At 46.6% G+C, this 13,484-nt stretch carries 14 protein-coding genes; 5 read left to right on the forward strand and 9 right to left on the reverse strand.

The annotated features are described in order from the left end of the window. Positions 1-3: 3 nt before the first annotated feature. The 4 genes from GXM22_RS06385 to GXM22_RS06400 form a co-directional block, all read right to left on the reverse strand. The gene (locus GXM22_RS06385) at positions 4-771 is read right to left on the reverse strand and encodes an ABC transporter permease (RefSeq protein WP_021421428.1); all 768 of its coding nucleotides are present in this window, start codon (positions 769-771) and stop codon (positions 4-6) included. Between the two features lie 105 nt (positions 772-876). Then, on the reverse strand, positions 877-1,800 hold the full coding sequence (locus GXM22_RS06390; RefSeq protein WP_005933807.1) for a sensor histidine kinase: 924 nt from the start codon (positions 1,798-1,800) through the stop codon (positions 877-879). A 1-nt stretch (position 1,801) separates the two neighbouring features. Then, complete coding sequence (locus tag GXM22_RS06395; RefSeq protein ID WP_005933804.1) at positions 1,802-2,500, reverse strand: response regulator transcription factor; 699 nt, start codon at positions 2,498-2,500, stop codon at positions 1,802-1,804. After that, positions 2,493-2,681: a helix-turn-helix domain-containing protein gene (locus GXM22_RS06400; RefSeq protein ID WP_025578756.1), complete on the reverse strand. Its 189-nt coding sequence runs from the start codon at positions 2,679-2,681 to the stop codon at positions 2,493-2,495. Before GXM22_RS06400 ends, GXM22_RS06395 begins: the two co-directional genes overlap by 8 nt. Before the next feature lie 160 nt (positions 2,682-2,841). On the opposite strand from GXM22_RS06400, the gene GXM22_RS06405 reads away from it, so the two are divergent. From GXM22_RS06405 to GXM22_RS06425, 5 genes are all read left to right on the forward strand, one after another. Beyond that, on the forward strand, positions 2,842-3,195 hold the full coding sequence (locus GXM22_RS06405) for a helix-turn-helix domain-containing protein (protein WP_005933802.1): 354 nt from the start codon (positions 2,842-2,844) through the stop codon (positions 3,193-3,195). 264 nt (positions 3,196-3,459) lie between these two features. Next, positions 3,460-3,789, forward strand: coding sequence for a plasmid mobilization protein (locus tag GXM22_RS06410; RefSeq protein ID WP_015529200.1), 330 nt, complete (start codon positions 3,460-3,462; stop codon positions 3,787-3,789). After that, positions 3,750-5,099 (forward strand): relaxase/mobilization nuclease domain-containing protein, encoded by a 1,350-nt coding sequence (locus GXM22_RS06415; protein WP_035394378.1) that lies wholly within the window; start codon positions 3,750-3,752, stop codon positions 5,097-5,099. Before GXM22_RS06410 ends, GXM22_RS06415 begins: the two co-directional genes overlap by 40 nt. A gap of 60 nt (positions 5,100-5,159) precedes the next feature. Next, on the forward strand, positions 5,160-5,429 hold the full coding sequence (locus GXM22_RS06420) for a helix-turn-helix domain-containing protein (protein WP_005933799.1): 270 nt from the start codon (positions 5,160-5,162) through the stop codon (positions 5,427-5,429). Positions 5,430-5,475: 46 nt separating this feature from the next. Then, the gene (locus tag GXM22_RS06425; protein ID WP_005933798.1) at positions 5,476-5,769 is read left to right on the forward strand and encodes a hypothetical protein; all 294 of its coding nucleotides are present in this window, start codon (positions 5,476-5,478) and stop codon (positions 5,767-5,769) included. 144 nt (positions 5,770-5,913) lie between these two features. On the opposite strand, the gene GXM22_RS06430 is transcribed toward GXM22_RS06425, so the two are convergent. The 5 genes from GXM22_RS06430 to GXM22_RS06450 all read right to left on the reverse strand — a co-directional run bounded on the left by GXM22_RS06430 (position 5,914) and on the right by GXM22_RS06450 (position 13,478). Next, a complete protein-coding gene (locus tag GXM22_RS06430) occupies positions 5,914-6,279 on the reverse strand; it encodes a cysteine-rich VLP domain-containing protein (protein ID WP_005933796.1) in 366 nt (121 codons plus the stop codon). Beyond that, complete coding sequence (locus GXM22_RS06435; protein ID WP_015529203.1) at positions 6,276-6,482, reverse strand: transposon-transfer assisting family protein; 207 nt, start codon at positions 6,480-6,482, stop codon at positions 6,276-6,278. The genes GXM22_RS06430 and GXM22_RS06435 overlap by 4 nt, the downstream gene beginning before the upstream one ends. Positions 6,483-6,484: 2 nt before the next feature. Beyond that, the gene (locus tag GXM22_RS06440) at positions 6,485-7,429 is read right to left on the reverse strand and encodes a hypothetical protein (protein WP_025579754.1); all 945 of its coding nucleotides are present in this window, start codon (positions 7,427-7,429) and stop codon (positions 6,485-6,487) included. Positions 7,430-7,432: 3 nt separating this feature from the next. Further along, entirely contained in the window at positions 7,433-11,257 is a 3,825-nt protein-coding gene (locus tag GXM22_RS06445) for an antirestriction protein ArdA (RefSeq protein ID WP_005933791.1), read from the reverse strand. A gap of 130 nt (positions 11,258-11,387) precedes the next feature. Continuing rightward, positions 11,388-13,478, reverse strand: coding sequence for a DNA topoisomerase 3 (locus GXM22_RS06450; protein ID WP_069432104.1), 2,091 nt, complete (start codon positions 13,476-13,478; stop codon positions 11,388-11,390). Positions 13,479-13,484: the final 6 nt, after the last annotated feature.

A 13,484-nucleotide genomic window follows, 5' to 3' on the forward strand; every position in this document is an offset into this window, starting at 1 on the left:
CTTTCAATAGGTCTGTTTCCGCAATGCAAGTACGGAAACAATGGCTGAAATACTTCCAATTACCAAAAGAGAAATTAAACAGATATTCGGAGATATAGTTATTTCTATTCCTCCCGCCCATTTCTTAACCATTTCTGCTGCGTCAGATGAAATATAGGGATAAATTCCCATAACACTCGCCAGTGGGTGCAGTCCCATAATCCCCGACGGAATAAGCACGACAGGCACAAGATAAAGTAATGCAGCCCCAATCGGTAGAACATATCCCTTTGCCAATGTTGCTAAAAAAATAACGGGGAGCATTGCAAGTGGAACTAACACGCCACCGGCTAAAAATAATAATCCCGCCTGTAAAATTGTTTCCGTATTCAAATCTGTAAAGCCGCCTGCAAGAAAGCCGCCAAGAATACAGATTGCAAAAGTAAGCAGACATAGTGCTAATGACATAAAAATTACCACTGCTATCTTTGAAAAATAAAGTTGCGTTTTGGAAATCGGAATAATCAGAAGTCCTTTTAAGGTATCATTTTTCTGTTCATCAAAGAACAATGTGGTTGCAAACATACTCAACACAATAGGCAGAAACAAACTTGTAAGGTTCTTAAATGCCAATGTGTATAAATCACTAAAACTATTCATTAGTGAGCTACTTCTTGATATACTGAAAGCACGTTCAACTGCGAATATTCCTAAAATTGCAGTTAGAATAAAGATACCTAAGACTGTCTTATTGCGTTTCCATTTCAGCATTTCAGTAGAAATAATAGTCATTGTCTTTTCCTCCTTTCTACCTCCCATTATATAGTATCAACCTTGCCATAACCTTGCCGAAACCTTGCTTTTTTCTTGTTTTATAGCAGGAAAGCCCCGCGTTATTTACAGGGCTTTGGGAAGCAATATAGTAAATACAGTCCCTTTATCAGAGCTGTTTTCAGCGGTAATGGTTCCTTTGTGAACACTGATAAGCTCTTTAGCAATCGCCAGTCCTAAACCATTTCCCTTTGCAGACCGCGACTGGTCGCACTGGTACATTCTTTCAAAAATATGTGGCAGCTTATCGGGAGCTATTCCTTTTCCATTATCTGAAATTATAATTTTAGCTTGTTGTATATCTTCACAAATATGCAGTGCCATTTTATCTCCCGCACTATGGATAATAATATTTTGAAAAAGATTGTTAAGTACGCGGGTATATGCGTTTACATCTATGTGAATAAAATACTCTGTTTCGGGTATGACAAACTCATATTCAAAATGATTGCTTTCTAAGACGGGAATCCAATCCGCTATAATGTTGCGGGATAACTCGTTAAGGTCAAATTTTTCAAAATGAAAAATCTGCTCTCCGGAATCCAGTTTTACCCATTCAAACAAATTTTCCACAAAGGATTTCATATAGTGGGCTTTTTCATGTGCGACATGGATATATTCGTCCTTTTCCTCTCCAATAACAATTTTGTTTTCAACCGCTTCCAGATAACCTACAAGAGAAGCAAGCGGGGTCTTTACATCATGTGAAAGACTTGTCATCAGCCGTTTATATGCCTGTTCAGATTGTCTTTGCCGTATAAGCTGCGCCTGACTGTTTACTGCTATTTTGTTAATGTCATAGCAAATTGTTTTTGTCATATCGTTTTCGCCTGCTAAAATACGTCGGTTCAAATTCCCGCCCTTTATATCCTCTAAGGCGTCTTTTATCAGCGCAAGCTGGGTCCGCACACGCCGTAAGACAAAAAGGAGATACATAATAATAAGCAGCATAAGGGCTATCACTATGAAAAGATAAACATTTATATCCATGTTACGCCTCCTTGTTAAAACGGTAGCCGACACCCCGGACAGTTAAAATGTAAAAGGGGTGGTCGGGGTCTGGCTCAATCTTTTTCCTTAATTTGCTAATAAAAGACATAATATTGCTATCATCAAAAGCGTATTCTTCCTCCCATACCTGTGAATAAATTTGTTTTTTGGTAAATACTCGTCCTTTGTTGGAAGCAAGAAAGAGAAGTAAATCAAATTCTTTTCCTGTAAGCAAAACGGGAATATCTTTGACCGTAACTGTACGATTTAATTTGTCAATTACCATATCTTTCAACGATATGCTGTCTATGTCTGCCGTAAAGGGGTTTAAGGTGGTATATCGCCGGATAAGGGAATTGACACGCGCCAAAAGCTCGTTAATACCAAATGGCTTTGTCAAGTAGTCGTCTGCTCCCAGTCGCAGACCGAAAACCTTATCTTCTTCGCTGCTTTTTGCAGTAAGCATAAGCACCGGGATATTGCTTGTATCTCTAATTTTTTGGAGAATCTGAAACCCGTCTATATCCGGCAGCATTACGTCCAAAATAATAAGGGAATAGCTATCTTTATTTTCATCAATTAGACGAACCCCCTCAATACCGTTATATACAGTTACGGCTGATAATTTTTCCTGCTCTATGCACTTTTTCATAAGAGCGCAAAGCTCTTTATCATCATCTATAATCAAAACTTTATTCATGGTGCAGCTCCTTTCCTCGTTTTGTTCTCCCGTCAATCGGTTTTTCAGCGTCCTTTGGTATCAGCCACATATATCCAAGTTTTGAAACACCCGGTATGCGGTTTTCTCTGCAAAGTACCTGTACCCGCCTTTCAGAAATTCCCCATTTCTTCGCTGCTTCGGGGCAAGACATATATTCCATAACACCCAAGTCCTTTCTACAAATCATATCAGTATAATTATAGTCGGACATACGAATAATAGCAAGTATATAAATATGAACTATTATGGCTAATTAGTGGAACTGTATAGACATATCCAAGAAGAAAGGGGAACAGTAAAATGTAACTGGGTGAATAAATATGGCAAAAAGACCAGTAGAAAAATATGACTTCAAAGCCTTTGGAGAAGCGATAAAAGCTGCGCGGACAGGACGCAAGGAAAGCCGCAAACAGGTAAGTGATGAAATGTATATTTCCCCTCGCTACCTTGCGAATATTGAGAATAAAGGACAGCACCCCAGTCTGCAAATCTTTTTTGAGCTTATGCTCCGTTACAATATATCCGTAGACCAGTTTCTTTTAGATACGCCCGTCGGAAAAGATACAAAGCGGCGGCAGCTCGACGCTCTGCTTGATGATATGAGCGATAACGGCATACGGATTGTAACAGCAACCGCAAAGGAAATTTCAGAAGTCGAAAAAGAGGACAAATAGAAACGTCCGGCAAAATTGAATATGGATTTTCGGAAGCGTTGTAATCTTTTTTGAGATTGCAGCGTTTTTCTTTTGCATAAGTTCGGCAAAATGGTTTTTTCTCCGTAGAGGGAAATAAGGACATAAAAGATAAAAAACTTTCTTAGCAAGCATAGGAAAAGAGTACCCTTTTCCGTATTTTCGCCCTCCCGTCCTGCGGTGCGTCGGTTGAAAATTGCTTGTTGGGAAGTGTCCCAAACCCTCGGAATGGAAAGGAACGATTGCATGAACGGACGCAAAAGAAAAGTACAAATCAAATTCTATGTAACAGAGGAAGAACGGGCATTGATTGAACAGAAAATGAAGCTCGTCCCTACCCAAAACATGGCGGCGTATCTTCGCAAGATTGCCATTGACGGGTATATCATTCAGACAGACCATAGCGACATAAAAGCCATGACAGCGGAGATACAGAAAATCGGGGTCAACGTCAATCAGATTGCAAAGCGTGTCAATGCGACAGGCAGCGTCTACCAAGAGGACATAGAGGAAATAAAGGGGGTGCTTGCGGAGATATGGCGGTTACAAAGATTAAGCCTATTAAAAGCACGTTGAGCAAAGCCCTTGATTATATCCAAAACCCGGATAAGACAGACGGGAAAACGCTTGTGTTCTCCTTTGGGTGCAGCTATGAAACGGCAGATATTGAGTTTGAATATACTTTGTCGCAGGCTCGGCAGAAAGGGAACAACTTAGCCTTTCATCTGATACAATCGTTTGAACCGGGAGAGGTGGACTGTGAGAAAGCCCACACAATCGGAAAACAGCTTGCCGACGCGGTAACAAAGGGACAGCATGAATACGTCTTGACTACCCACATAGACAAAGGGCATATCCATAACCATATCATTTTTTGTGCGGTCAACTTTGTTGACTACCATAAGTACAATTCCAATAAGCGCAGTTACTACGGCATACGGAACATGAGCGATAAGCTGTGCAGGGAAAACGGGCTGTCCGTTGTCATTCCGGGTAAAGGCAGTAAGGGAAAAAGCTATGCAGAATATCAAGCGGAAAAGACGGGAACAAGTTGGAAAGGCAAGCTAAAAATTGCCGTTGATATACTTATCCCCCAAGTAGCAAGTTTTGAAGAATTATTGCAGCGGTTACAGGAGGCTGGCTATGAGATAAAGCCGGGAAAATATATCTCCTGCCGCGCTCCCGGACAGGAACGCTTTACCCGCTTAAAAACCCTCGGTGCAGATTATACAGAGGAAGCAATCAAAGAACGGATTGCAGGCAAGCGCGCAAGGACGGCGAAAGCTCCCAAAGAGCAGCGCGGCGTATCGCTGCTTATTGACATTGAAAACAGTATCAAGGCACAAGAGAGCCGGGGCTATGAACAGTGGGCGAAAATCCATAATCTGAAACTGGCTGCAAAAACTATGAATTTCTTGACGGAACATCAGATTGAGCAGTACGCGGATTTAATCAGCCGGATTGAAGAAATAAACGCGGAAAATGAAAAGACAGCAGACGCATTAAAGAGTGTGGAGAAACGTCTTGCAGATATGGCGGTGCTGATGAAGCACGTTGCCACCTACCAAAAGACAAAACCCACCTATGAAGCATACCGCAGGGCAAAGGATAAAAACGCATACCGGGCAAAAAATGAAAGCAGTCTAATACTTTATGAAGCGGCGGCAAAGGCACTGAAAGCGTCGGGCATTACCAAACTCCCCAATCTCACCGCTATGCAGGAAGAATACAGGAAGCTCCAAGCGCAGAAAGAAGCCCTTTACGCTGATTATGGAAAACTGAAAAAACAGGTCAAGGAATACGACGTTATCAAGCAGAACATAGACCGTATTTTAAGACTGGAAAAAGAGCCGGAACGGGGCAGGGAAACCGAACGCTTACAGTAGAAATATTCATAAAAGCGTGGTAGGATAAAGGTATTCCAATACAGACAGGAGTGTGAAAACATGGCAGACCAAACGATACCCGATTATGAAACCATACGCGCCGCCGTTGCCGGGGAAACATGGGCGGTGGAAAAGGTGCTTATGTGCTACAAGGACGAAATCGACAGGCAGGCAACTGTAAAGAAACGCCAGCCGGACGGAACATTCAAACTGGAAATTGATGAAGATATGCGCCAGTATATCACAATGAAGCTGATAGAAGCCCTCCCCCAATTTCCCTTTGAAGAAATGGAAAGAGAGGAAAAAAGAAATCGGGACAAAAAATCATAAAAAGGTAGACGGGAAGCTGCTGCGGACAGATAAGCAGTTCCGACATTTGAAGCAACGGCAGAAAGAAACTATTAGTACATGGCTTTATGAGGAATACCGCCGTCTTTGGATAGAAAAGGGACAGGAGCCGCATAAGCACAACAACTGGAAAATCGTTGCCGCTGTTATGGAACGGATAGAAGCTGCGGGGATATGGCTGCCGGAACAGGAAGTAACAAAATATTTTTACCGCAGGAAAACCCATTACCGGAACCGGATAGAAAAAGAATTACAGCCGAAGCCGGAAATGCAGGATAAAGACAGTCAGACACAAAAAGAACAGGGCGCAGGAAGCCAGTAATGACCTCCCGCACCCTGTTCTTTTATAGGTACTGATTTTAAAATGTTACGCAGTAGAACCCCCATTTTAAGGGAAAAGGTATTCTGTATCGCCTATGCCAGTTTCACGTCATTTATGCCCTGTAAATCAAGGCTTTTTTTGCCCTTATCGCGTAACCGCCGCACGCCGTTTCCTCATGCGCTCGGCTGCCTGTCTGCGGGTAATCCGCTTCCGGCAGTCCGGGCAGTATTTGACGCTGTTCGATTTTGATACAAAGAACGTGCCGCACTCGGTACAACGCTTTTTGTCCTCTGTCTTGAAAAGCTCTGCATACAGTAGCTTATCAAGAGGAAGTACGGCAATTTGAAACCACTTGCATAAAAGCGAACAGGAAATAAGCTGCGGGCAGACACATTCCTCCCCGTCGTCCAGTAAGATACAGTGTCCGCGCTCGCAGTTGCAGCACTCCTTTTTTACAAGGCTGTTGACTTTTCGGCTCTGTGGCGGCGTAAGCCGCTTACCCCCGGTCATACTTCATCAGCGGCGAAAATGGCAAGCTCCGCATACTCGTTTTCTGTTAGCGGGGAAATTTTCTGTAAGGTGCGTTCTGCAAAGGGGCGCATATCCTCGTCCATGAACGGCAGCGCAGCCGTCATATTTTCCATAAGCTGTGCTTTGCTTCCCTCATGGTAAATACTCAACAGGTTCATTTCTTCAACGGTCAGTCTAATCATGCTCATACCTCCAATTCGTGATGTTTTGATTTTGCTGTCTTTTTCGGGACTTTTGGGGATTTTTCTGTTTGTAACTGCGCCCGGACAGAGGGAGGGGACTGTTTCATCTCTTTATTCCTCTCGCTTTTATCTATCAGCGCATAAACTCCATGCCTGCCCTCCAACGTAGATAAGGAAAGGCTTTTGTAAGGGAGCATGGAAAGCAGCCGTTCCATATCCTTATCCGTTGCCAGTGGAACAAAGTAGGGAGAAAGTTCTACCGCACAATGGGTCTTTTCGGGGCTGTCCGGTTCTCCAAGCCCTTTTACATTTTCCACAATCCGGCGGGCTTCTGTTTCAATCTGTCTATCATGCAGGGCGGCGATATGTAACTGAAAATCCCTCTGCGTATGCGGTGTTCGTTTTTTTTGCTGTTCCCTCAAAAGGCTTTTTAAGGCTTCCGGGTCGTTTGGCTGTGCTTCAAAACGTATAAACTTTCCAAGTTGCGGGTCAGTGTCCCCGTCAAAATATTGTCCGGCAGGCTTTGTCAGCTCCCCATGCTCATAAATCAGCGTGTAGTTGTCGGCAGGGATTGATTTTTCGATTACTTCCCGGAAATGCTGCAAATAATCCAGTTCATAAAGATTGCCCTTGATTTTTTCCTGCTCTGTGCCTGTCAGTTCCACCGCATAGGCAAGGATAGTATCGCGGGTCTGTTCCCCGTAAAACCGCCATGTATTATGCTGCCTTGTGTCCTTTAGAAAAACGTCCCGTTCCCGGAAGCAGCACGTCCCGGACGGGCGGGAAAACCACAAAAGCCGTTTGTCCTCCGGGATAAGGCTTACCGCCGCTTTCCGCAAAATCTGTTTGTCTATGTCAAAATCGCTCTGATAAAAAGCGGTGTTCTGTTTCATTATGGCTTCAAGGGAAGCAATAACGTCCACATTTTCAAATTTTTGTAACTTCATAGGTCAGCTCCTTTCCAAATCCTGTGTTTTCTGTCTTGCCTGTTTCTTCGGTGCCTGTTCTTTCGCTGCTTTAAGCTGCGCCCGGATAGAGGACTTTTTCTCCGGCTCTGCCTGTTTCTTTTCTGCTTTGAGGGCTTCGGCGTATTCTGCAAGGGAAATCTGTCCTCCGGCTTTTGCTTTTTCTTCCAGTTCCGTAGCGGTCGGGGTGTTGTTTATCTGCCCGTCAATCATGTTGTAATTCTGCTCGGTGGTCTGTTCGGCAGCTTTCAGATAATTTTCCGGCTGCAAAAACTCCGGCACGTCCTTATAACCGAAGCTGTCTACATAGTGGGCGGTGTCCTGTCCGTTCTGATGAAGTACCACCACGTCGGAAACGGAAAGGCTGTGTCCCTTAAAATCTTTCGGGTGGTCGATATTAAAGCGGGTGTAAATATCTTCAAGGGAAGTCCCCGGCGTAAGAGGTGCGGAATAGACAAGTGTATAGTTTTTCGCGTCTACCCGGTGTCCGGCGGCAATCAGACGGTCGTAAGGCTCAAAACGCAAGTCCCTTGTTTCGTCCCCGCCTTTTATCTGATAAATGGAAAAGGTGTCTTTATCCTGTGGGGCTTCCTGCTCCGGCTGCCCTTGTGCGAATTGTTCCTGTGCAGCTACCTTTTGCGCCCGGATATGCGCCCGCTGTAACTCGGTAGGCTTTTCCCCGGTAAGAGGTGCAATCGCCTTGACATAATCAGCCGCATAATAGGCGTTACTGGTAAGCTGCCGCTGCCATGCCCCGGCTTTTGGCGACCAACGGAAGCCGTTGCTTTTTAAGGCTTCCCGCGTAGCTTCGTCCGGCTTATCCTCAAAGAAGATTTGCAGACGGTTCGCTTCGGTGTTTGCTTCCACCTTGCCGCCGTCGAATTCCCAACCCACAAAACCGATTTCTTTTTGCTGTGAAAGGGATTTGATACGGTCTTTCACGCGCCGGATTTCCGCGCTGTTGTTGGATAACGCCCAAGTCGCAAAGGGCTTGTCCCCCAAATGCCAACTGCTCGCCATGTCCGCTTTTAATTTTTCAAGCTGTTCCGGCAACAAATGCGGGCAGCCGTCAAGGGTCTTGTGCTTACGGTAATAGGCGTTTACGGCTTTCATGGTTTCCTGTGATTTTTCAAGGCTTTCCAGTTTCTTTTCTAACTTCTGTACTGCCTGCGGGTCGTCTGCGCTGATACCGCCCATGCCGGTACTGCGGATTTTATCAAGAAGCCCTTGTATGTCCTGCCATTCCCGGTAATTGCTGTCGCGGGCTGCGTTCTGCTTTTCTTTCTTCCTTGTGGGGAAGTTAGAGCCGCCCGCAATCAGGATAGAGGGAACACGCGCGTCAATCTCATAGCCTTTATTCATGTTCGCCGCCAGTTTCCGGGCATAGGTGTCAAGCAGGCTGTCGATTTTCTCATGGTACATCGGGTCTACCCGCTGTTTTTGCCTTTCTGCGATTTGTACGGCTTCATCTACATAATGCCTGTATTCAGCCGTCGCGCTGCCTTGCTTATAATCGGAAAAGCTGTTCATATCCTTTGCACGTTTGGCGGCAGCTTCATTGATAGGATAATAAGGGGCGGCGGGTGCAGCCTGTTCCGGCTGTGTTTCTTTTTCCTGTACCGGGGCTGTTTCTTCGGGAAGCTCCGGCGTGGCGGCTTCTGCTTCGGGCTGTTTGGTAGCTTCCTGTGCGGGCTGCGCCTGTTCGGTGGTCTGTTCCTTATCCTGTGCCTTTTGGATTGCTGCAAAATGTCCGTCTATGGTATCAATCAGATTTGCGGCGGTGCTGCGGATTGTTTCAAGAGAGCCTTTCAGTTCTGCAAGTTCTTTTCCGCTGCTCCACCCGGCGATATATCCAAAAGAATAGTCCGACGTATCAAGCCCGTAATGTTGGCAGACAGCATAGGCGACGCTTTCCGCCTGTACCTCGCGGGTACGGCGGTCGGGGCGTTCCGGCATAGCAAGGGCAGTATCATGCAGCGTGGCGTGGGCGATTTCATGGATTGCGGTCTTGATATTCTGCAATTCGTCCATGCCCTCGTTGATGATGATACGCTTTTCCTCATAATTGCAGCGTCCTTTTACGCCGCCGCTTAGTGCTTCAAATCCCATAGCAAAGGGAGAAGTCTTTTCAAGGGCAGCGAAAAAATCCTTGTATTGTTCCACGTTGCCCGTCAGCTCATAGGTAAGGGCAGGAAGCTCCTTTCCCTCGGTCTGTGAAATATCAAAGACAGATACCACACGAAAGGCGGGTATCTTGATTTCCTTTTCCTCGGTAACAGGTTTCCCGTCCTTATCGAAAACAGGCTTTTGGGTGTCCGGGTCGATTTTTTCCACCTGTTTCTTAACGGTAAACGGGGACGGCGCAAGTATCTTGATAGCTTTTTCTCCCGGCTTTACATGGCGGTCAAATTCCTTTTCCCATTGTTTATAGCCTTTCACAAGATTGCCGCCCTGCATGGCGATAAGGATTGTATTGTTAAGGCTGTAATCATGGAATTTTGACATAGTACGCAGATAGTCGGCGTAACGGTCGCTTTCATACAGTCCTAAAATCCCCTGTTCCAGTCGGTCGGTAATCTCTTTCATCTTGTCAGCGGGCTTTTCAGAAGATAGGATAATCGGGAGAACCGGGGGCTGCTCTGTGGCGGTGGTCGGTATAGCTGCGGAAGCGTCAAGGTCTGCCTGTTCCTTTTCCTGTACTGGCGGCTGCGGCGTTACCCGGTATTCCTCCGGCACGTCGCGCCCGTCATACCATTCTGTAAAGGTATTACGGTTATTGTAGATATAGCCCTGCTCGGTAAATCTGCCCCCGTCATTGATAGCAGCGTCCCGCCCGTATTCCTCATACATGAAATATTTTTTTGCTTCTTCGGGCAGCTCCAACTCGTCCAGTTCTTCAATCAGATAATGCCCGTAATCTTCCTCACTCTGTACGGACGGATAAAGCCAGTAACAATCAAGGTTTTGTGCAAGGTTGATAATGTCCTGCAAGTCCCTTGTATGGTCGCCGTATGCCATAGCTGCAACAAATTTTTCCCTGTCGTCGTCAAACTGCATTTTCAAAAGTTCGCTCAAATAGTTCAGCTCGTCAAGGCTTTCAAGCTCGGTCAATTTTCCTGCCAGTCCCGCAATAGAGGACTGGTATTCTGTGATATGCAGCTCCCCGTAGTTTTTGCCGTCTATGCCGATACGGTCAAAGACTTCTTTCAAATGCTCGGCAGTCGTGGGGAATGATACCCATTCGCCCGCAGGTCTGCCCTCGGTGTACTTTCCAAGATTAGAAAGATACCCGCTTAAAATCGGTTGTTCCATGTGTTCGCTCCTTTCTTTCTCAATCATGCGGTGCATAAGCTCGTAGTCCTCCATGCTCATGCTCCCGTCAAATAGATAGGGGTCGGGTTCTTCGCCGTCCCGGTAGGCTTTTTCAGAGAAAGGCAGCCCCGCAGCGTGGGCGGCGGCTCTTGCTTCCTCGATAAGCTCCGGCGGCAGCCTGTCGTCGTGGGCTTCGATAAATTCCCCGATATTGCTATATCCGTTTTCGTAGTGGCGGCGCACCCCGGCGGTCAGCTCGTCAAGGTTCCTATCCTCGCCAAGATAGCCGGAGTAATAGCCGTTTACCACAACGGCGGCAGGGTCAGCCTGTTTGATTTCTTCCATGCGGCTTCTGTCCTCCGGGTAGAGAATATCGCTCATTTCAAGGTGGAAATATTCTGCGTTCCAAGAGCGTCCCGTTTTCCAAAACGCCACCCAAGCGATACCGTCCCTTAATTCTTCTTGATAGTCCTTTACGGTGTCCCGTAAACTTGCCATGTGTAACCTCCTTTCTTCGGTTTCAGAGGGTTTGGGAAACTTCCCAACAAGCAAAAATCCCCGCCGTTCTCGGTAGAGAAAGCAGGGATTTTACGGAAAAGGGTACTCTTTTCCTATGCTTGCTATTCAGTTATTTTTTCTTCGGCAGTTCAATGCGGTAGTTGACATATCTCCCGCCCGTATCAGCCAATACGATAGTTCCGTTGTAGGTTTTGCCTGTCTTTGGGGAATAGAGCTTTTTCACATTTACCTTGCCGGATTTTAAGAGTGCAGCGGCAATCTTCGGGGTAAAGGTTACTTTTCGTTCTTCAAAGAAACGGTCATTTTTCCACATGGTAAAGATACATTCTTTGTTGCTGCAATAGTAGTTTTTCTTTCCCTCATAGACAGGAGAACCGCAGCGGGGGCAGCTTCCCAACGCTTCCCGTTCCGGCTTGAACATCTGCGCTTTATCATCAGAAAGAAACGGATAGGTCTTTACCAGTTCCCGCGCCATATTCTCGATACCCTCCATAAATGCGGCGGGGTCTGCCTTGCCTTTTGCAATCTGCGTCAGATTGTTTTCCCATTCTGCGGTAAGCTGCGGGCTTGTCAAGGTGTCCGGCAGGACGCACACAAGGTTGATACCGTCTTTTGTGGGAAGTAGCTGCTTGCCTTTTCGTTCCACAAAGCCGCCCTTTACCAGTTTTTCAATGACAGCGGCGCGGGTGGCGGGAGTTCCAAGCCCTTTGCGTTCTGCGTCCGGGTCGGTGTCCTCACTTCCGGCGCGTTCCATAGCAGAAAGGAGCGACGCTTCGTTGTGGGGCTTTGGCGGTGTTGTGTCATGCTCCGTTACCGTTGCAGCCGGATTGTCAAAGGTTTGTCCCTCGGTAAACGGCGGCAGGGTCTTTTCTGTGTCGCTGTCTGCGTCGTCCGTTTCGGGCTTGTTCTTTAAGGCTGCCCTGTATCTTCGGTCAATCTCTTTCCACCCGTCGGACAGCACCGTTTTTCCCCTTGCGGTAAAGGACTGTCCGGCACATTCAAAGACTGCCGTAACCGCTTCAAAGGTATGCGGTGCAGCGGTCGCCATAAGTAGACGCGCCCCGGAAAGGGTAAGGATATTCCTTTCGCTTTCCGGCAGCGCGGCAAGGTCGGTCTTTGCAAGCTCCATAGTTGGGATAATGGCATGGTGGTCTGATACCTTTTTACTGTTCAGCACCTTTCCAAGTTCCGGCGTGAAGTCTTTTCCCGCCATAAAGGAAAACTTCCCACAAAGCAGCTTGATAATGCCCGCCGCTGTGTCGCCCATGTCGTCGGTCAGAAATGCGCTGTCTGTTCTCGGATAAGTAAGCAAACGCTTTTCATACAAGGCTTGTGCAAGGTCAAGGGTCTGTTTTGCCGTATATCCGAACAGGCGGTTTGCTTCCCTCTGTAAAGAAGTAAGGTCAAAGAGCTTCGGCGGAGCTGCGGTCTTTTTCTCTTTCACAAGGGAAGTACATACTGCCCGCGACGCTTCGCAAGTCGTTTTTAATGCGTCGGCTTCTGCCTTATTTGAAATTCGTTCACTTGCAGCTTCCGCGCCGGATAATGCAAGGCGTACATGGTAGTATTTTTCTTTCTTGAAAGTGGTAATCGCTGCGTCCCGGTCAACAAGCATTTTTAAGGTCGGGGTCTGTACGCGCCCCACGTTCAAGGTATGATTGTAAAGGACAGAAAAAAGGCGGGTGGCATTGATACCGATTAGCCAGTCTGCTTTTGCCCTGCATAATGCGGAAGCAAAGAGAGGGTCATAATCCCTGCCGTTCTTCAGACAGGAAAAGCCCTCTTTGATTGCGCTGTCCTCCATAGAAGAAATCCAAAGGCGGCGCATAGGTTTCTTGCAGCCTGCCATTTCATAGACAAAACGGAAAATGAGTTCTCCCTCGCGCCCTGCGTCGCAGGCATTGACGACTTCGGAAACGTCTGCCCGGTGCATAAGCTCCTTTAAGGTTTTGAATTGCTTTTCCTTGTCAGCGGAAACGGTGTATTTCCATTCCTGCGGCAAAATCGGTAAGCTGTCATAGCTCCACTTTTTATACTGCTCCCCGTAAGCGGCAGCTTCCGCAAGCCCTACCAAATGTCCCACACACCAAGAAACGATATAGCCGCTTCCTGTGAGAAATCCGTCTTTCTTTTCCTTTGCCCCAAGTACGGCAGCGATTGTCTGCGCCACACTGGGCTTTTCTGCGATAACTAAAATCAAATAAAA

The sequence above is a fragment of the Faecalibacterium duncaniae genome (assembly GCF_010509575.1).
Classification (GTDB): Bacteria; Bacillota; Clostridia; order Oscillospirales; family Ruminococcaceae; genus Faecalibacterium; species Faecalibacterium duncaniae.